Here is a 16,739-nt window from a genome sequence, read left to right as displayed (position 1 = left end):
TCAGCCCTCGCTGGTGGGCCGCGGCTGCTCCGGTCGGGGGTAGCCGCGGCGCACCGTGCGGTCCAAGATGCCCAGCGTCCCGCGCAGCGCGGCCTCGGAGACGACCGGGAACATGTCCAGGGCCGCCCAGTCCGGGTGGATGTCGGACCAGTCGTAGAACGACGTGACGAGGGTCCGCGCCGGGTCGTCGGGATGGTCGGGGTCGGGGGAGAGCCGGTAGCCGTAGACGTGGCCGATCTGCGGGCGGACCTTGCCCAGGATGGTCCAGGAGATCAGCCGGTCGGGCTCGAAGTCGCGGATCGTCACCGTGACGTCGTAGCGGCCCATCTCGGGGATGTCGTTGAGCGACTCGCGGTCCATGTGCACCACGAAGCTGTCCCCGGCGCCACGCACCGGCCCACCGCTCGCGTCCTGGAGCATCCCGGTCGCATCGATGGCCACGTGGCCGTGGGGGTCGCAGAGCAGGGCGAAGATGTCGGCGGCGGGCGCAGCGATCGTGCGCGAGGTCTCCAGGCGGGTGTCGTGGGTCACGGTCCCGATCGTGGCACGGGGACCCTCACCGACGGCGGAGCACCGGCACCTCGATGCCGTCCCCGACGTCCAGGTCGCCGTCGGCGTGGTCGTCGGGGAACGCCTCCAGCATCGCGTCCGGGTCGAGCAGCGTGACCTCGTGGCCGTCGCCCACCAGGCGGCGTACCGCCTCCAGGAGCATCCGGCGGCCCACGTCACGGACCTCGGTGACGCGGGTGAGGTCCAGGAGCACGCCCGGGTCCGGCGGCGGCTCCTCGGACAGGTGGCGCAGCACCCGCTCCATGCCCACGAAGTTCACCGACCCCTCGAGCTCGAAGACCCATCCGTCACCGGCGTCGCCGGGCATCCGGGTGCGGCTGCGGACCAGGGAACGGGCGGGCGGGGGCACCTCCATCAGGTGCATCCCCATGTCGCGCGAGAGGCGCTCGAAGACCTGTACGCCGCGCACCGAGTTGCCGTGCTTGTCCAGGCGCGGTGAGAACGTCGCGAGGCCTGCCTGGCCCGGCAGGGCACCGATCAGCCCGCCCGCGACGCCGCTCTTGGCCGGGATCCCCACAGAGGTGAACCAGTCGCCCGCCGCGTCGTACATGCCGCAGGTGGCCATCACCGCCATCACCTGACGGGTCACCTCGTGCGGGACCACCCGCTCGCCGGTCACCGGCTGCACGCCACCGTTCGCCAGCGTCGCGGCCATCAGCGCGAGGTCGCGGGCAGTGACCAGCAGCGAGCACTGGCGCGTGTAGCCCTCGACCACGTCCTGGGCGTCGCCCTCGACGATGCCGTGGCTGCGCAGCATGAACGCGATCGCGCGGTTGCGGTCGGCGGTGGCGAGCTCGGAGGCGAGGACCACCTCGTCGACCTTCAGGTCCCGGCCCGCGAAGGCGGCGAAGCCGCGAGCGATCAGATCGTCGTCGAGCATCGCGTGCACCGTGAGGGCGCCTGCGTTGATCATCGGGTTGAACGGGCGCCCGGTGCCGAGCTCCAGCGACAGCTCGTTGAAGGCGTCGCCCGAGGGCTCGACCCCGACCCGCTCGAGCACCGCGTCGAACCCGTGCTCGGCGATCGCCAGGGCGTAGGCGAAGGGCTTGGAGATCGACTGGATCGAGAACGGCACCTCGTCGTCGCCGACGCCGTACACCGCGCCGTCGACGGTCGCGAGGGCGAGGGCGAACCGGTCCGGGTCGGCCTGCGCGAGCTCGGCGACGTAGGAGGCCAGCTCACCGCCGTCGTCGGGGCTGCAGGCGTCGAGCACCTCGGTCAGGTAGTCCGGGATCGGGGAGCGCATCCCGCCACCCCACCACACCGCGCGCGGTGTTGCTGCGAGGCCGTAGTGTCGGACCATGGAGTGGCTGGTCCTTCTCGTCGTGCTCGTCGCCATCGCGGCCCTGGTCGTGTTCGCCTCGCAGCGCCGCAAGGCGCGCGAGCTCGAGCGCCGCGAGGCCGAGCTCGCGCCGGTGCGCAAGCTGACCTTCGAGGACATCACCGCCTTCGGCGTCGACCTGCAGGAGCTCGACCTCGAGCTCGCCGGGTACCACCTGGACGCCGGCGCGAACGCCGACTACCAGCGCGCGCTCGACGCCTACGAGGCCGCCAAGACCGCCGGCGACGCGCTCAGCGCGCCCGAGGAGGTCAAGCACGTCACCGAGATCATCGAGGACGGGCGCTACGCGATCGCCTGTGTGCGCGCCCGGGTGCACGGCGAGCCGCTGCCCACCCGCCGCCCGCCGTGCTTCTTCGACCCCCGCCACGGGCTGTCGGTCGCCGACGTCTCCTGGACGCCGGCCGGCGGCGCCGAGCGCGAGGTGCCGGCCTGCGCGCTCGACGTCGAGCGGGTCCGCGCCGGTGCGGCCCCGGACACCCGGCAGGTGATGGTGGGGTCCAAGCGGGTGCCGTACTGGGAGGGCGGGCGCGCCTACCAGCCGTACGCCGCCGGCTACTTCGGCGGGTTCCAGGCGATGGACTTCATGTTCATGGGGATGATGTTCGGGGCGTTCGGCGGCTTCGACGCGATCGGCGAGGTCGGCGAGGGTCTCGGTGACATGTTCGGCGGGATCGGCGAGGGCCTGGGCGACATGTTCGACGGCTTCGACTTCTGAGACTCTGACGGTGCGGCTGCTCCGGACGCTGGCGGCGGCTGCGCTCACGCTGGTGCTGGGCGCCTCCGTGGCGCCGGGCTCGGCGGTGGCCGGGGACGCCGACGGGGTGGGGGAGACCCCTGCGGCGGCGGAGCCGCGGCCGCTGCCGGTCGGCACCGACGTCGACTACCAGCTCGGCGGCGTGCGCCCCGTGCCGTCCCGAGTGGGGATCGTGGTGCGTGACCGGGGCGCCGCGCCGGCACCCGGTCGCTACAACGTCTGCTACGTCAACGGCTTCCAGACCCAGCCCGACGAGCGTCGCGTCTGGCGCGCCCGCCCCGGGCTGGTGCTGCGCGACGCCGAGGGCCGCCGGGTGGCCGACGCCGAGTGGGGCGAGTGGCTGCTCGACCTGCGCACGGCGGCCAAGCGCGAGCGGCTGGCGCGGGTCGTCGGCCGGTGGGTCCGGGGCTGCGCGCGCGACGGCTTCGACGCCGTCGAGCTCGACAACCTCGACTCCTTCACCCGCAGCGGCGGGCTGCTGACCCGCGGCCAGGCGGTGGCCTACGCGCGGCTGCTCCTCCGTGACGCGCACGCGGCCGGGCTGGCCGTGGGGCAGAAGAACCTGCCCGGGCTGCGCGGCTCGCGGATCGGCTTCGACTTCGCGGTGGCCGAGGAGTGTGGCCGGTACGCCGAGTGCGGGCGCTACGCGGCGTCGTACGGTCGCCGGGTGCTGGCGGTGGAGTACCGCGCCCGGGACTTCCGCCGGACCTGCCGGCACCGGGCGCGGGCGTGGGCGGTCGTGCTGCGCGACCGTGCGGTGTCGCCGCGCGGGGTGCGTCGCTGGTGCTGAGCGGCCGCGCTCAGCCGGCCGCGACCGAGGACTGGCGCGCGCGGTAGGCGGCCACGGCGTTGCGGTTGCCGCATGCCACCGAGCAGAAGCGCTTGGAGCGGTTGCGCGAGAGGTCCAAGACGATGCCCTCGCAGTCCTCGTCGGCGCAGATGCCGAGGCGGCTCAGCTCGTCGGCGCGGATCACGTCGGTCATCGCCATCGCGGTCTCGACGCAGATCCGGGTCACCAGGGGCGCGTCGGGGTCCACCGCGTGGAGGTGCCAGTCCCAGGAGTCGTGGCGCACCAGCTGGGGGAGCGCGTGGCCCTCGCGGAGCATCGCGTTGACCAGGTCGACGGCCCCGTCGCGCTCGGCGAGCAGCAGCTCGCGCAGGCGCGGGCGCAGGGCGCGCACCTCGTCGAGCTCGGCGCGGCTGCCCTCGCGCCTGCCGGTGTACTCCCACTCGTCGTAGAACTCGTCGAGGTCGGCGATCGTGGTCATCGTGTCCGGGGACAGTGCCGAGTTGGCCAGGGCGACCGCGGCCTGCAGGGACACGGCCGTGTCATGAGCGAAGGTCACGTTGACAGGTTACCGGCCACCGCCTAGCGTCAGGGACCATGGCCTCAATGACCCATGACGGCGCCGCGCCGGTCCCCGTCGCCGCGGGACAGCGGCTGGCGAGCGGGCTGGGCTTCGCGCTCGTCTCCGCGCTCAGCTTCGGCATGTCCGGCTCGCTCGCGCGCGGGCTGCTCGACACCGGGTGGAGTCCCGGCGCCGTCGTCCTCGTGCGGGTCGGCATCGCCGCGCTGCTGGTGCTGCCGTTCGGGCTCGTCGCGCTGCGCGGTCGCTGGGGGCTGCTGCGTGACAACGCCGGGGTCATCGCGCTCTACGGGCTGCTCGCCGTCGCCGGGGCGCAGTTCTGCTACTTCTCCGCCGTGCAGCACATGCAGGTCGCGCCGGCGCTGCTGATCGAGTACACCGCCCCCGCCGCGGTCGTCTGCTGGATGTGGCTGCGCCACGGACACCGCCCCGGCCCGGTGACGCTGGTCGGCGCCGCGGTCTCCGTGGCCGGCCTGGCGCTGGTGCTGGACCTGTTCTCCGGTGCGCAGCTGAGCGTGGTGGGCGTGCTGTGGGCGCTCGGCGCGATGGTCGGGGCCGCGTCGTACTTCGTGATCTCCGCCGACGAGAGCTTCGGGCTGCCGCCGATGGCGCTCGCCGCCGGCGGGCTGGTCGTCGGCACCCTCGTGCTGGGCGCCCTCGGGTTGCTCGGCGTACTGCCGATGACGGCGGGGACCGCGCCCGCGCAGTACGCCGTCGGCGAGGTCTCCTGGTGGGTGCCGCTGCTCGCCCTGGGCGTGGTGACCGCGGCGATCGCCTACACCACCGGCATCGCCGCCGGCCGGCGCCTCGGCTCCCGGCTGGCGTCGTTCGTCGCGCTGCTCGAGGTCGTCGCCGCGGTCGGCTTCGCCTGGCTGCTGCTGCACGAGCTCCCCGGCTGGATCCAGCTCGCCGGTGGCCTGCTGGTGCTCGTCGGCGTCGTCGGCGTCAAGGCCGGCGAGCGCACGGTCGTCCGGGTCGAGCCCACGATCTGAGCCCGCCCCGCCGCCATTGGCGCCGACTCGGGCAACCAATGGCGGCGACTCGGCGAGGGGTCAGTCGTCGTCGCCGAAGCCGGCGACCACGTCGCGCAGGGAGGCGAGCTGGGCGGTGATGGCGTCGCGGCGCCGGCGCAGGCGGTCCAGCTCCGCACGGGTCGCGGCGAGCTCCCGCTCGGCCTCGGCCTGACCGGTCGAGCTGATCGAGTCGGCCTGGCTGCGCGCGGAGGTCACGATCTGCTCGGCCTCGCGGCGGGCGCGGACCAGCAGCGCCTCGGCCTCCGCCTGGGCGTGGGTGCGCTGCTCGGCGGCCTGGGCGTTGGCCTGGCGGGCGCGCTCCTCGGCGGCCTGGGCGCGGGCCTCGGCCTCCTCGACCAGCTTGCGGGTCTCGGCGGTCGCGCTCTTGTGGAAGTCGGTGGCCTCGCGGGCCAGGCGCTCCTTCTCGACCGCGAGCATCCGGCGGGCCTCCTGCACCTCGCGGTCGGCTGCGGCGCGCGCCTGCTCGACCTCGCGCTGGGCGGAGGTACGCAGCTCGGTGGCCTCCTGCTGGGAGGCGAGGCGCAGCTGCTCGGCCTCGCGTCGGGCCGACGCGCGCAGGTCCTCGGCCTCGCTGCGGGCCAGGGCGCGCTCCTGCTCGGCGTCGGCGATGGCACGCGCCCGCTGCTCGTCGAGCTCCTGGAGCTGCACCACGCGCATGTCCTCGGCCTCGCGTGCGGCGTCGGCGCGCGTGGCCTTCGCGTCGCGAACGGCCTGCTCGCGGATCTCGGCGGCCTCGCGCAGCGCGGTCTCGCGGATCTCGCCGGCCTCCTCCTCGGCCAGGCGCAGCATGGCGCTCGCGCGCCCGCCCAGGCCGGCGTACGACGGGTTCTCGGCCTCGGCGAGCTGCTCGCGGGCCCGCTCCAGCTCGGCGTGCAGGGCGGCGGCGCGCTGCTCGGCCTCGGCGAGGCCGGAGGCGAGCCCGGCGCGCTCGCCGGCGAGCTGGGCGATGCGGGCATCGACGGCGGTGGGCTCGTAGCCGTTGCGGCGCACCACCGGGAAGCGCTCGACCGGCGCGGCAGCGCGCGGCGCCGGCGCGGGAGTGCGGGGGGCCGCCTGCGGCGGCGTGCCCGCGGCTCCGGGGGTCGGGCTGCCCTGGCGGGCGGCGGGACGTCCGGTCGGGCGGGCCGAGCTCGAGGGGCCGTTCGCGACGACGGGGATGACCTGTGTCTTGTCGGCGTCCGGCGAGGCGCCGCGCTCCGGCTCGTCGTCGAAGATGGACAGACCCTGGTCGCTCATCGAGTTCCTCTTCCACTGAGATCGGGTGGATCGCTATGACGGTGCGACCGGTGCGAGCCGGCGCCCCCGCTGGTCCCCATCCTCCCCGATGGGCGGTGAAGAACCCACCCGCCACACCCGACGATTCGAGGGGTGGACGGGTTCTTCACCGCTGCTCCGCCCGGGCGCTGCCGGCCGGAGCCGGACACGCCCGGGGGAGCCCCGTGTCAGACCCGTGTCAGACCCGGGTCAGACCCCGCGGAACCGGTTGATCGCGGTCTCGTGCCGGGCGCGGAGCTCGTGGTTGCGCACGCCGAGGCCCTCCTGGGGAGCCAGGCACAGCACGCCGACCTTGCCCTGGTGCAGGTTGTGGTGCACGTCGAGCGCCGCCTGCCCGGTCTCCTCGAGCTGGTAGGTGCGCGACAGCGTCGGGTGGATGGCCCCCTTCGCGACCAGGCGGTTGGCCTCCCACGACTCGCGGTAGTTCGCGAAGTGGCTGGAGATGATCTTCTTGAGGTTCATCCACAGGTAGCGGTTGTCGTATTCGTGCATGTAGCCCGACGTCGAGGCGCAGGTGGTGATGGTGCCGCCCTTGCGGGTGACGAACACGCTCGCGCCGAACGTCTCGCGCCCGGGGTGCTCGAAGACGATGTCGATGTCCTCACCGCCGGTCAGCTCGCGGATCTTCGCGCCGAACCGCTTCCACTCACGCGGGTCCTGCTGGGTGCCCTCGTCGTTCCAGAAGCGGTAGTCCTCCTCGGAGCGGTTGATGATCAGCTCCGCGCCCATCGAGCGCGCGATCGCCGCCTTCTCCTCGCTGGAGACCACGCAGATCGGGGTGGCACCGCCGTTGAGGGCGTACTGCGTCGCGAAGCCGCCCAGGCCGCCGGAGGCACCCCAGATCAAGACGTTGTCGCCCTGCTTCATGTCGCCGCCGTTCTTGCTCACCAGCTGGCGGTACGCCGTGCAGTTGACCAGGCCCGGCGAGGCGGCCTCCTCCCAGGTGAGGTGCTCGGGCTTCGGCATCAGCTGGTTGGCCTTGACCATCGCGACCTCGGCGAGGCCGCCGAAGTTGGTCTCGAAGCCCCAGATCCGCTGCTCGGGGTCGAGCATCGTGTCGTTGTGCCCGTCGGGGCCCTCGAGCTCGGCGGAGAGGCAGTGCGCCACGACCCGGTCGCCCGGCTTCCACTTGGTGACGCCGGGGCCGGTCTTCAGCACGACGCCGGAGAGGTCGGAGCCCACGATGTGGTAGGGCAGGTCGTGGCGCTTGCCGAGGGGCGAGGTGCGTCCGTAGCGCTCGAGGAACCCGAAGGTCGAGACCGGCTCGAAGATCGAGGTCCACACGGTGTTGTAGTTGATCGCGGAGGCCATCACCGCCACGAACGCCTCACCCGGGCCGAGCTCGGGCAGCGGCACCTCGTCGACGTGCAGGGACTTGCGGGGATCCTTCTCCCTGCTGGACAACCCCTCGAACATGTCCACCTCGTCCTGGTGCACCGTCACGGCGCGGTAGGACTCGGGGAGGGCCAGGGAGGCGAAGTCCTGAGGGGTGGCGTCGTCGGCCTGGATGGCGTCGAGGATCTGCTGCACGTGAGCTCCTAGGTCGGGTGGTGCCGCGAAGATACCCACGGGTAACCAACTCTGAACATCGGGTGTGGCGTAGGTCTCACCCGGCCCCACCCGGCCTCGGCGCGGCTCAGTGCGCGGTGGCCGCCGGCTCCACGAGCTCGACCAGGACGCCGCCGGCGTCCTTGGGGTGCACGAAGTTGATGCGCGAGTCCGAGGTGCCGCGACGCGGCGCGTCGTACAGCAGGCGCAGGCCGCGCTCGCGCAGGATCGCGCTGACCTGCTCGATGTCGGTGACGCGGTAGGCGAGCTGCTGCAGGCCGGGCCCGGAGCGGTCGAGGAACTTCGCGATCGTCGAGGTCTCATCGAGCGGGGCGAGCAGCTGGATGCAGGAGCCGGAGTCGCCGACCGCCATCATCGCCTCGCGCACGCCCTGGGCCTCGTTGACCTCCTGGTGGGCCAGGCGCATCCCGAAGGTCTCCTGGTAGAAGGCGATCGCGGCGTCCAGGTCGGGCACCGCGATGCCGACGTGGTCGATGTGGGTGAACAGGTGGGCGGGGATCTCGAGGCTGGTCATGCCGACATGGTGACGCCTCGCCCCACGCCCCGCGACGGGTTGTGACAAGTGCCTCAGGCGGGGCCGTCCGGACGTGCCTCGCCACCCTGCAACGACGTGGGTAGTGTCGCCGACATCGCCCTCGACCACCGGTCCGTCCCGCGGCCGGCGACCACTGGAGGAAACCCACCATGTCCGCAACTGTCATCGTCGCCGGGGCGCGCACCCCGATCGGCCGTCTCTCCGGCGGCCTGAAGGACCTCTCGGCCGCCGACCTCGGTGGCGTCGCCATCAAGGGCGCACTGGAGAAGGCCGGCGTCACCGGCGAGCAGGTCGACTACGTGATCATGGGGCAGGTCATCCAGGCCGGCGCCGGGCAGAACCCCGCCCGGATGGCCGCGGTCGCCGGCGGCATCCCGATGAACGTCCCCTCGATCACCATCAACAAGGTGTGCCTGTCCGGCGTCAACGCGATCGCGCTGGCCGACCAGCTCGTGCGCGCCGGGGAGTGCGAGATCGTCGTGGCCGGCGGCATGGAGTCCATGACCAACGCGCCGCACTTCCTGCCCAAGTCGCGCGAGGGCATCAAGTTCGGCGACGTCAAGCTCGTCGACTCGATGGCCTACGACGCCCTGTTCGACCAGTTCACCAGCCAGGCGATGGGTCTGCTGACCGAGGAGTGCAACGCCGCGGCGCAGAACCTCACCCGCGAGGAGCAGGACACCTTCGCCGCCCAGTCGCACCAGAAGGCCGCGCTGGCCTGGAAGAACGGCGTGTTCGCCGACGAGGTCGTGCCGGTGACGGTCAAGACCCGCAAGGGCGAGGTCGTGGTCTCCGAGGACGAGGGCGTCCGCGGCGACACCACCGCCGAGTCGCTGAGCAAGCTGCGCCCCGCCTTCAACAAGGAGGGCACGATCACCGCCGCGTCGTCCTCGCAGATCTCCGACGGCGCCTGCGCGGTCGTCGTGATGAGCAAGGCCAAGGCCGAGGAGCTCGGCCTGGAGTGGCTCGCCGAGATCGGCGCCCACGGCCAGGTCGCGGGCCCCGACTCCACCCTGCAGCTCCAGCCCGCCGTGGCCACCGCGAAGGCCTGCGAGAAGGAGGGCATCGCGCCCACCGACCTCGACCTGGTCGAGTTCAACGAGGCCTTCGCCGCGGTCGGCATCTCCTCGGCACGCGAGCTGGGCCTCGACGACGCCAAGGTCAACGTCAACGGCGGCGCCATCGCGCTGGGGCACCCGGTCGGGATGTCCGGCGCCCGGATCGTGCTGCACCTCGCCCTGGAGCTCAAGCGCCGCGGCGGCGGTCTCGGCGCGGCCGCGCTGTGCGGCGGCGGCGGTCAGGGCGACGCGCTGATCGTCCGGGTCCCGCAGGCCTGATCCACCTTGAGCACCCCGAGCGGGGGCCGGCGCCGACAGGCGTCGGTCCCCGACCTCGTCGAGGCCGCGCGCGCCGGTGAGCCGCGCGCGGTGGCGCGCCTGGTCTCGCTGGTCGAGGACGAGTCGCCGCTGCTGCGCGAGGTGTCCGCCGCCCTGGCTCCGCACACCGGCCGCGCGCGGGTCATCGGCCTGACCGGCGCGCCCGGCGTCGGCAAGTCCACCTCCACCAGCGCGCTCGTGCGGGCCTTCCGCCAGGCCGGCCGCCGGGTCGGCGTGCTCGCGGTGGACCCGTCCTCGCCGTTCTCCGGCGGCGCCCTGCTCGGGGACCGGGTCCGGATGTCCGACCACGCGGCGGACCGGGACGTGTTCATCCGCTCGATGGCGGCGCGTGGACACCTCGGCGGCCTGGCCTGGTCGACGCCGCAGGCGATCCGCGTGCTCGACGCCGCGGCGTACGACGTGGTGCTCGTCGAGACCGTCGGGGTCGGGCAGAGCGAGGTCGACATCGCCGCCCAGGCCGACACCACGGTGGTGCTGCTGGCGCCGGGCATGGGTGACGGCATCCAGGCCGCGAAGGCCGGGATCTTGGAGATCGGCGACGTCTACGTCGTCAACAAGGCCGACCGCGACGGCGCCGAGCAGGTGCGCCGCGACCTGCGCTCGATGCTGGCGCTCGCCGAGCGCGAGGAGGACGCCTGGCGCGCGCCGGTGCTGGCCGCCTCGGCACGCAGCGGGACCGGGGTGGGCGAGGTCGTCGAGGCGCTCGACGCGCACCACGTCTGGCTGCGCGACACCGGTGAGCTCGGCCGTCGCCGCGAACGGCGCGCCCGTGCGGAGATCGAGGCCATCGCGCTGACGACGATGCGGGCCCGCTGGGGCGGACTCGGCGCCCGGGTCGAGCTCGACGCCCTCGCTGCGCGGGTCGCGGCGGGGGAGAGCGACCCCTACGCGGCCGCCGACGAGCTGCTCGCCACCGGCACCCCGACCGGACCCGGGGCCGGCCACGGAACCAGCCCCGGCTGACCCCGGCAGCGGCGGTCGGCGCGGACGGCGCGGGCGCGGATGCGGCCCTCTTCCCTAGGATGTGGGCCATGACGCAGCAGCCGTTCTCCCGTCCCGGTGCCATCGACCTGTCGGCGCTGAAGCGACCGGCCCCGACGCCGCCCCCCGCGGGTGCCCCGGCCGGTGGCGCCGCGCCCACCGGCGGCGGCTCGGCGTACGTCGTGGACGTCAACGAGGCGAACTTCCAGAGCACCCTCGAGGCCTCGATGACCGCGCCGGTCGTGCTGGTCTTCCACTCGCCCTCGCAGGCCGCGCCCGGCGACACCTTCGCCGCCGACGTGGCCGCCGTGGTCACCGAGCACGAGGGCCGCTTCCTGGCCGCCCTGATCGACGTCGACGCCTCGCCGCAGATCGCCCAGGCCATGCAGATCCCGCAGGTACCGCTGATGCTGGTGCTGCTCGACGGCCGCCCGGCGACCCAGCCGATCCCGGGGCCGGTCCCGGCCGCCGACCTGCGCGCGATGTTCACCCAGCTCGCCCAGCAGCTCACCGTGCAGGGCATCACCGACCGCCACCAGCCGCGCCACGTCGCCGCCGGCGAGGGCGAGGAGGAGCAGGTGGACCCCCGCTACGCCGCGGCCCAGGACGCGCTCGGCGAGGGCGACATCGACCGCGCGGTCGCGGAGTACCAGAAGCTCGTCGACGCCAACCCCGCCGACACCGAGGCCGCCGCCGGCCTGGCGATGGCCAAGGTCCTCCAGCGCACCCAGGGCGTCGACCTGCAGGCCGCCCGTGCCGCGGCGGCGGCCGACCCCGACGACATCGACGCCCAGACCATGGTCGCCGACCTCGACATGCTCGGCGGCCACGTCGACGACGCGTTCAACCGCCTCGTCGACCTGGTACGTCGTACGGCGGGGGCCGAGCGCGCCCGCGCCCGCGACCACCTGCTCGGCCTCTTCGCCGCCGTCGGCAACGACGACCCGCGGGTGCTGCGGGGCCGGCAGAACCTCGCCTCGGCGCTCTTCTGAGCACCGGCCGTGACTGAGCACGAGACGGTCCCCGCGGGGCCCGCGGGCGCTCCCGGACGCGCTGCCCTGGCGGGCGCCGCCGGGCGCTCGGGGCCCGGCCACCTCGTGCGCGGTTTCGGCATGTGGCGCCGGCGCCCGCGCCTGATGCTGCTCGGCCTGGTGCCGGCCCTGCTGGTGCTGCTGGTGCTGCTCGCGGCGTTCGTGGTGCTGGTGGTGGTGCTCGGCGACCTGGTCGGCTGGGCGACGCCGTTCGTCGACGACGCCTCGCTGACCGTGCGCCGGATCGTGCGGATCACCCTCGCGCTCGCGCTCCTGGCCGGGTTCGTGGTGCTCGCCGCGGCCACGTTCGTCGCGCTGACGCTGCTGGTCGGCGATCCCTTCTACGCCCGGATCTGGCGCGCCACCGAGGAGTCGCTCGGCGGCCCGGTGCCCGAGGGCGAGGTCGGTCTGCTGCGCTCGGTCGGCGACGGCCTCGCCCTGGTGCTGCTCGGCGTCGCGACCACGCTGGGCGTCGTCCTGGTCGGACTGGTGCCGGTCGTCGGCACGATGGTCGCGCTGGCCGGCGGCTTCTGCGTCTCGGCCTGGTTCCTGGCCGGTGAGCTGGTGGGTCGCCCGCTCGAGGCTCGTGGCCTGGACGGTCGCGAGCGGTCCCGGCTGCTGCGCCGGCACCGGCTGCAGGTGCTCACCTTCGGGATGTCGGTGCAGGTCTGCTTCCTGGTGCCGCTCGGCGCCGTACTCGTGATGCCGGCGGCGGTGGTCGGCGCGACCACGCTCGCGCGGGACCTGGTCGAGGCCTGAGGCCCGCGCGTCACGGCGGGTTTCCGAGGCCCGGTCGGTGGTCAGGCTCCACCCATGACCTCGACCTCTGAGACCGGGCCCCGCGGCCCGCTGCCCTACGACGAGCTGGCGCTGGTCACCTCCCGCCTCGGCCTGCTCGAGGGCGCCGAGGACGTCGTCGACGCCCTCGCGGACCTGGCCCAGGCGCAGGCGCGGCTCCTCCCCGACGGTCCTGCGACGGATGTCCGCGGCTCCTACGTCGGCGGCCACCCCTACCTGCCCGCCGGGACGTCCTGGCCGACCGACGAGGCGGGGGCGCCGCTGGCGTTCGTGGCACAGGTCAACTTCGCCGACCTCGCGGCGGCGCTGGCCGCCTCGGACAGCGTCCCGAGCACGCGCGGCCTCCAGGAGCTCCCCGACAGCGGCCTGCTGCAGTGGTTCGTGCCCGCCGTGGAGTGCTTCGGGCTGTCCTTCGAGCACCGCGACCGCGCGTACGCCCGCTTCTACTCCGCCGACGAGCTGACCCGGGAGGCGGCCCAGCCGGTCTCGGCCGCGGTGCCGGACACCGGGTCCGGTGAGTGGTCCTCCCCGCTCCTGCACCGCGACCGGGCCACCGCCGTCCGGTTCGTGGTGGAGAGCTCCCTGCCCGCGGTCACCGACCTGCACGAGGGCTATCGCCCCGAGCGCCTCGGCGTCCTGGGGGACGAGGACCGTCTCGAGCGCATCGGAGAGGCGGCCGGCGACGCGTTCACCGATGTCTACGGCGGAGACACCGTGCCGGGTCAGGACGACCCGGAGGAGGAGCCGCCGGCGATCGGCGGCGGCGACAAGGTCGGCGGCTGGCCCTGCATCGTCCAGGGGGACCCGCGGTGCGCCGAGGCGCAGGACCCTGCCGCCGCGGCGCCGGGTGCCGACACGCTGATCCTTCAGCTGGACTCCGACGAGGGGGTGTTCACCGAGTGGGGCGACAGCGGGATCGCCTGGCTCTTCGGCGACCCGGCTTCGTTGCGTCGTGGCGAGACCTCCTCGCTGTGGTGGTCCTGGGCCTGCTACTGAGCGGAGGCCCGTCGTACGCCGGTCGGGCACGCCACGAGCGCCGACTCGCGCAACCACAAGAGCCGACTCGGGGTTTCGGGGCGGTGGGGCACGGTTAGCCTTCCGGCATGCCTCGACGCCTCAGCACCGCCGCCTCCGTCCGCCGCCGGCTCGCCCTGGGGGCAGCCGCCCTCACCTCGCTCGCGGCTGCAGGGACGGTGCTCGCGCCGCCGGCCCAAGCGGCCTGGACGACCGGCGCCAAGGCCAACGGCGTCAAGGTGCAGGTCTGCAAGGTCCCGCTCACCGGCGGCGACGTCCGGGTGCGGGTGCGCCTGGACAACCGGGCCTCGAGCCAGGTCTACCGCGGCTCGCTGGAGCGACTCACCGGCGGCTCGGGCAGCGTCACGGTCCGCGCTGCGGGCGGGACGATCTCTGGCACGAAGTCGCTGGTCGTGAAGCCGGGCCACCTGATGGGCACCGGCATCAGCGGCCCGGGCGTCGACCACGGCAGCGCGATCGGCTACGCCCGCAGCCTCGCCCGCTGCTGAGCGGCCGGCCCGGGCCCCTCGTGCTGCGGGGGCGGCGACCCAGCCCTCGTCGAGCCCTTGAGCGCCGGGCGGGAGGTTTCCGCCCGGGTGTCGGTGGTTAGCCTTCCGGCATGCCTCGGACCCTCCCTGCGCCGTCTCGCTCGCCTCGCCGACTGACCCTGGCGGCCTCGGCCGTCACGTCCGTCCTGGCCGCCGGCGTGTTCCTCGCTCCGCCGGCCCAGGCCGCCTGGACGACCGGCGCCCGGGTTGACGGCGCGAAGGTCCAGGTCTGCAAGGTCCCGCTCGGCGGCGGCGACGTGCGGGTCCGGGTGCGCCTGGACAACCGGGCGAACGACGTCGTCTACAAGGGGATGCTGCATCGTTATTCCGGCCCCAACATCACGCGCACCGTCTCGGTGCGCGCAGCGGGCAAGATCTCGGGGACGAAGTCGATGGTCGTCAAGGCGGGCAGCGAGATGGGCACCGGGATCAGCGGGCCCGTAGGCGGCCTGGGCAGCTTTGTCGGATACGCCCGCAACCTCGCCCGCTGCTGAGCGCTGAGGTAGTCCGCCACACCAGGGTCGTGGATCGGCCGATTCACGACCCTCATGTGGCGGACTATCGCTGACTGACGGCCAGGCGCGGCCGCGTCCGGCGCCCGCTACGGGGCGCTGCCCACGGGCCCGGCCGCGCGCAGCGCCTCGAGCATGGCGCCGAGGGCGGGGGAGCTGGACATGCTGCGCCGGTGGACCACGAGCACCCGGCGTACCGGGACGGGGTCGTGCATCTGCACCGCGCACAGGTCCGCCCCGAGCGGCGAGCGGCCCAGGCGGGGCACGAGGGCGATCCCGAGCCGGGCACGCACCATCGCCAGGTGGGCGTCGAACTCCCAGGACTCGTGCACGACGCGCGGGAGGTGGCCGGTGCCGACGTACATCCGCTCCAGCCACTGCCGGCAGATCGTGCTGCGCGGGGTCGCGACCCAGCCCTCGTCGAGGAGGTCGTGCGGGCGCAGCCGCGCGCGTCCGGCGAGTGGGTGCTCGCGGTGGAGCACGACGTCGGCCCGGTCGTCGGCGAGCGGGGTGAGCGCGACGTGGTCGGGCACGACGAGCGGTACGTCGCCCCACTGGTGCACGATCCCGAGGTCGGCCTGGTCGGTGGCGACGAGGTCGACGGCGTCCCAGGGCTCGCGCTCGGACACCGTGACCGCGAGGTCGGGATGGGCGTCGAGCACGGCACGCACGACCGGGGCCACCAGCCCGCAGATGGCGGTCGAGAAGGCCGCCACCCGCAGCCGTCCTGTCACGGTCTGCGCCTCTCGGTGCAGGCCGCTCTCCAGCTCCTCCAGGCCGGCGAGCAGCGGGGTGCTGCTCTCGACGAGGTGACGGCCCTGACGGGTCAGGACCACGCCGCGTCCGACCCGCTCGAGCAGCGGGACGCCGGTGCTGCGCTCGAGACGCTTGACCTGTTGGGAGACCGCCGAGGGGGTGAAGTCGAGCGAGGCTGCGGCCGCGCTCACGGACCCGTGGGTCGCGACGGCCCGCAGGGCGACGACGGCGTCGAGATCGATCATGAAGCAACGCTAAAGCAAAACGTGCATGATTGTTCGCTGGTGCTGCACGGTGATGGTCCGCGAGGCTGTCGGGGTGAACCGACGCGACTCCCTCCTCGCCGCTCTGGTGGCGACTCTGTGGGGCTTCAACTTCGTGGTCATCGACTGGGGGATGGGCGAGGTGCCGCCACTGCTGTTCCTGGCCTGCCGGTTCCTGCTGGTGGTCTTCCCCGCGGTCCTGCTGGTGCCCCGTCCCGACGTGTCCTGGCGGGTGCTCGGTGCGGTGGGGCTGTTCATGTCCGCGGGACAGTTCGGCTTCCTCTACGTCGCGATGGCCGCCGGACTGCCGCCGGGGCTGGCGGCACTGGTGCTGCAGGGGCAGGTGGTGTTCACGATCCTCATCGCCGCGCTCGCGCTGCGTGAGCGACCCACGGGGGCCCAGGCCGTCGGCGTCGCGGTCGGCGTGATCGGCCTGGTCGTGGTGGCGATCGGTCGCGGCGGAGACGTCACCCTCGCGGCGTTGCTGCTGTGCCTGATGGGCGCGCTGTCGTGGGGCATCGGGAACGTCGTGTCGAGGGCGGCACGCGTGCCGGGCGGCTTCGGCCTGACGGTCTGGTCCGCGGTCGTGGTCCCGGTCCCGATGGTGGCCCTCTCACTCGCGGTCGAGGGGCCTGCGGCCGTGGCTGCCGGGATCGACGCCTTCGGCTGGCAGGCCCTGGTCTCCACGCTCTACACCGCCGTGCTCGCCTCCCTGGTGGGCTACGGGCTGTTCAACTCCCTGCTGGCGCGCAACCCCTCCGCCGCGGTGGTGCCGTGGGTCCTGCTCGCGCCCGTGGTGGCCATGGCGTCGGCCTGGTTGCTGCTCGCCCAGGTCCCGAGCGCGGGGGAGGCGCTCGGCGGGCTGCTGCTGGTCGCGGGCGTGCTGGTCGCGCTCCGTCCGCAGCGTGGCCGCCCCGCCGTCGTACCAGTGCCGCCGCCGGCGCGGAGCCTGACCGGCCACCCGTCATAGGCATGGCAGAGCCGGGGCAGGAC

General features: G+C 73.8%; 18 protein-coding genes and 1 pseudogene. 12 read left to right on the top strand and 7 right to left on the bottom strand.

The features are described 5' to 3' along the window. On the bottom strand, positions 1 to 531 hold the full coding sequence (locus GFH29_RS14210; protein ID WP_228387504.1) for an SRPBCC family protein: 531 nt from the start codon (positions 529 to 531) through the stop codon (positions 1 to 3). Between the two features lie 25 nt (positions 532 to 556). Beyond that, positions 557 to 1,816 (bottom strand): glutaminase, encoded by a 1,260-nt coding sequence (locus tag GFH29_RS14205; protein WP_153324476.1) that lies wholly within the window; start codon positions 1,814 to 1,816, stop codon positions 557 to 559. Positions 1,817 to 1,871: 55 nt separating this feature from the next. Between GFH29_RS14205 and GFH29_RS14200 the strand changes: the two genes are divergently transcribed. Together GFH29_RS14200 and GFH29_RS14195 are read left to right on the top strand one after the other, a co-directional pair. After that, positions 1,872 to 2,627, top strand: a complete 756-nt coding sequence (locus tag GFH29_RS14200; RefSeq protein ID WP_153324475.1) for a hypothetical protein — start codon at positions 1,872 to 1,874, stop codon at positions 2,625 to 2,627. A gap of 10 nt (positions 2,628 to 2,637) precedes the next feature. Further along, positions 2,638 to 3,456 carry an endo alpha-1,4 polygalactosaminidase gene (locus tag GFH29_RS14195; protein ID WP_228387503.1) on the top strand — a complete coding sequence of 273 codons (819 nt, stop codon included), beginning with the start codon at positions 2,638 to 2,640 and terminating at the stop codon, positions 3,454 to 3,456. Positions 3,457 to 3,466: 10 nt separating this feature from the next. On the opposite strand, the gene GFH29_RS14190 is transcribed toward GFH29_RS14195, so the two are convergent. Continuing rightward, on the bottom strand, positions 3,467 to 4,012 hold the full coding sequence (locus GFH29_RS14190) for a CGNR zinc finger domain-containing protein (RefSeq protein WP_153324474.1): 546 nt from the start codon (positions 4,010 to 4,012) through the stop codon (positions 3,467 to 3,469). Positions 4,013 to 4,050: 38 nt separating this feature from the next. Between GFH29_RS14190 and GFH29_RS20935 the strand changes: the two are divergent. Next, positions 4,051 to 4,509 (top strand): annotated as a pseudogene (locus tag GFH29_RS20935) (EamA family transporter); the annotation flags it as partial. Then, a complete protein-coding gene (locus GFH29_RS20930; RefSeq protein WP_416224791.1) occupies positions 4,498 to 5,025 on the top strand; it encodes an EamA family transporter in 528 nt (175 codons plus the stop codon). The pseudogene GFH29_RS20935 and the gene GFH29_RS20930, both read left to right, overlap by 12 nt. 60 nt (positions 5,026 to 5,085) lie before the next feature. Here GFH29_RS20930 and GFH29_RS14180 read toward each other — a convergent pair whose 3' ends face one another. The 3 genes from GFH29_RS14180 to mce form a co-directional block, all read right to left on the bottom strand. Further along, positions 5,086 to 6,303: a hypothetical protein gene (locus GFH29_RS14180; RefSeq protein ID WP_153324472.1), complete on the bottom strand. Its 1,218-nt coding sequence runs from the start codon at positions 6,301 to 6,303 to the stop codon at positions 5,086 to 5,088. Positions 6,304 to 6,531: 228 nt separating this feature from the next. Beyond that, positions 6,532 to 7,872, bottom strand: coding sequence for a crotonyl-CoA carboxylase/reductase (gene ccrA / locus GFH29_RS14175; RefSeq protein ID WP_153324471.1), 1,341 nt, complete (start codon positions 7,870 to 7,872; stop codon positions 6,532 to 6,534). Between the two features lie 106 nt (positions 7,873 to 7,978). Further along, a complete protein-coding gene (gene mce / locus GFH29_RS14170) occupies positions 7,979 to 8,425 on the bottom strand; it encodes a methylmalonyl-CoA epimerase (protein WP_153324470.1) in 447 nt (148 codons plus the stop codon). A gap of 170 nt (positions 8,426 to 8,595) precedes the next feature. Here mce and GFH29_RS14165 point away from each other — a divergent pair, with 170 nt between their 5' ends. From GFH29_RS14165 to GFH29_RS14135, 7 genes are all read left to right on the top strand, one after another. Further along, positions 8,596 to 9,783: an acetyl-CoA C-acetyltransferase gene (locus GFH29_RS14165; protein WP_153324469.1), complete on the top strand. Its 1,188-nt coding sequence runs from the start codon at positions 8,596 to 8,598 to the stop codon at positions 9,781 to 9,783. Between the two features lie 6 nt (positions 9,784 to 9,789). Further along, a complete protein-coding gene (gene meaB / locus GFH29_RS14160) occupies positions 9,790 to 10,806 on the top strand; it encodes a methylmalonyl Co-A mutase-associated GTPase MeaB (protein ID WP_153324468.1) in 1,017 nt (338 codons plus the stop codon). A 68-nt stretch (positions 10,807 to 10,874) separates the two neighbouring features. Further along, positions 10,875 to 11,816, top strand: a complete 942-nt coding sequence (locus GFH29_RS14155) for a tetratricopeptide repeat protein (RefSeq protein ID WP_153324467.1) — start codon at positions 10,875 to 10,877, stop codon at positions 11,814 to 11,816. A gap of 9 nt (positions 11,817 to 11,825) precedes the next feature. Then, entirely contained in the window at positions 11,826 to 12,614 is a 789-nt protein-coding gene (locus GFH29_RS14150) for an EI24 domain-containing protein (RefSeq protein ID WP_153324466.1), read from the top strand. Positions 12,615 to 12,668: 54 nt separating this feature from the next. Beyond that, entirely contained in the window at positions 12,669 to 13,649 is a 981-nt protein-coding gene (locus tag GFH29_RS14145; RefSeq protein ID WP_153324465.1) for a YwqG family protein, read from the top strand. Positions 13,650 to 13,756: 107 nt separating this feature from the next. Beyond that, the gene (locus GFH29_RS14140; protein ID WP_153324464.1) at positions 13,757 to 14,176 is read left to right on the top strand and encodes a hypothetical protein; all 420 of its coding nucleotides are present in this window, start codon (positions 13,757 to 13,759) and stop codon (positions 14,174 to 14,176) included. 110 nt (positions 14,177 to 14,286) lie between these two features. Beyond that, positions 14,287 to 14,709, top strand: coding sequence for a hypothetical protein (locus tag GFH29_RS14135; RefSeq protein ID WP_153324463.1), 423 nt, complete (start codon positions 14,287 to 14,289; stop codon positions 14,707 to 14,709). A 107-nt stretch (positions 14,710 to 14,816) separates the two neighbouring features. Here GFH29_RS14135 and GFH29_RS14130 read toward each other — a convergent pair whose 3' ends face one another. Beyond that, on the bottom strand, positions 14,817 to 15,728 hold the full coding sequence (locus GFH29_RS14130; RefSeq protein WP_153324462.1) for a LysR family transcriptional regulator: 912 nt from the start codon (positions 15,726 to 15,728) through the stop codon (positions 14,817 to 14,819). Between the two features lie 73 nt (positions 15,729 to 15,801). On the opposite strand from GFH29_RS14130, the gene GFH29_RS14125 reads away from it, so the two are divergent. After that, positions 15,802 to 16,716 (top strand): EamA family transporter, encoded by a 915-nt coding sequence (locus GFH29_RS14125; protein WP_153324461.1) that lies wholly within the window; start codon positions 15,802 to 15,804, stop codon positions 16,714 to 16,716. Positions 16,717 to 16,739 lie beyond the last annotated feature (23 nt).

The organism is Nocardioides sp. dk884, assembly GCF_009557055.1.
GTDB lineage: Bacteria > Actinomycetota > Actinomycetes > Propionibacteriales > Nocardioidaceae > Nocardioides.
The sequence above is the reverse complement of the archived record's forward strand: the minus strand, read 5'-3'. Positions and strand labels throughout refer to the sequence as shown.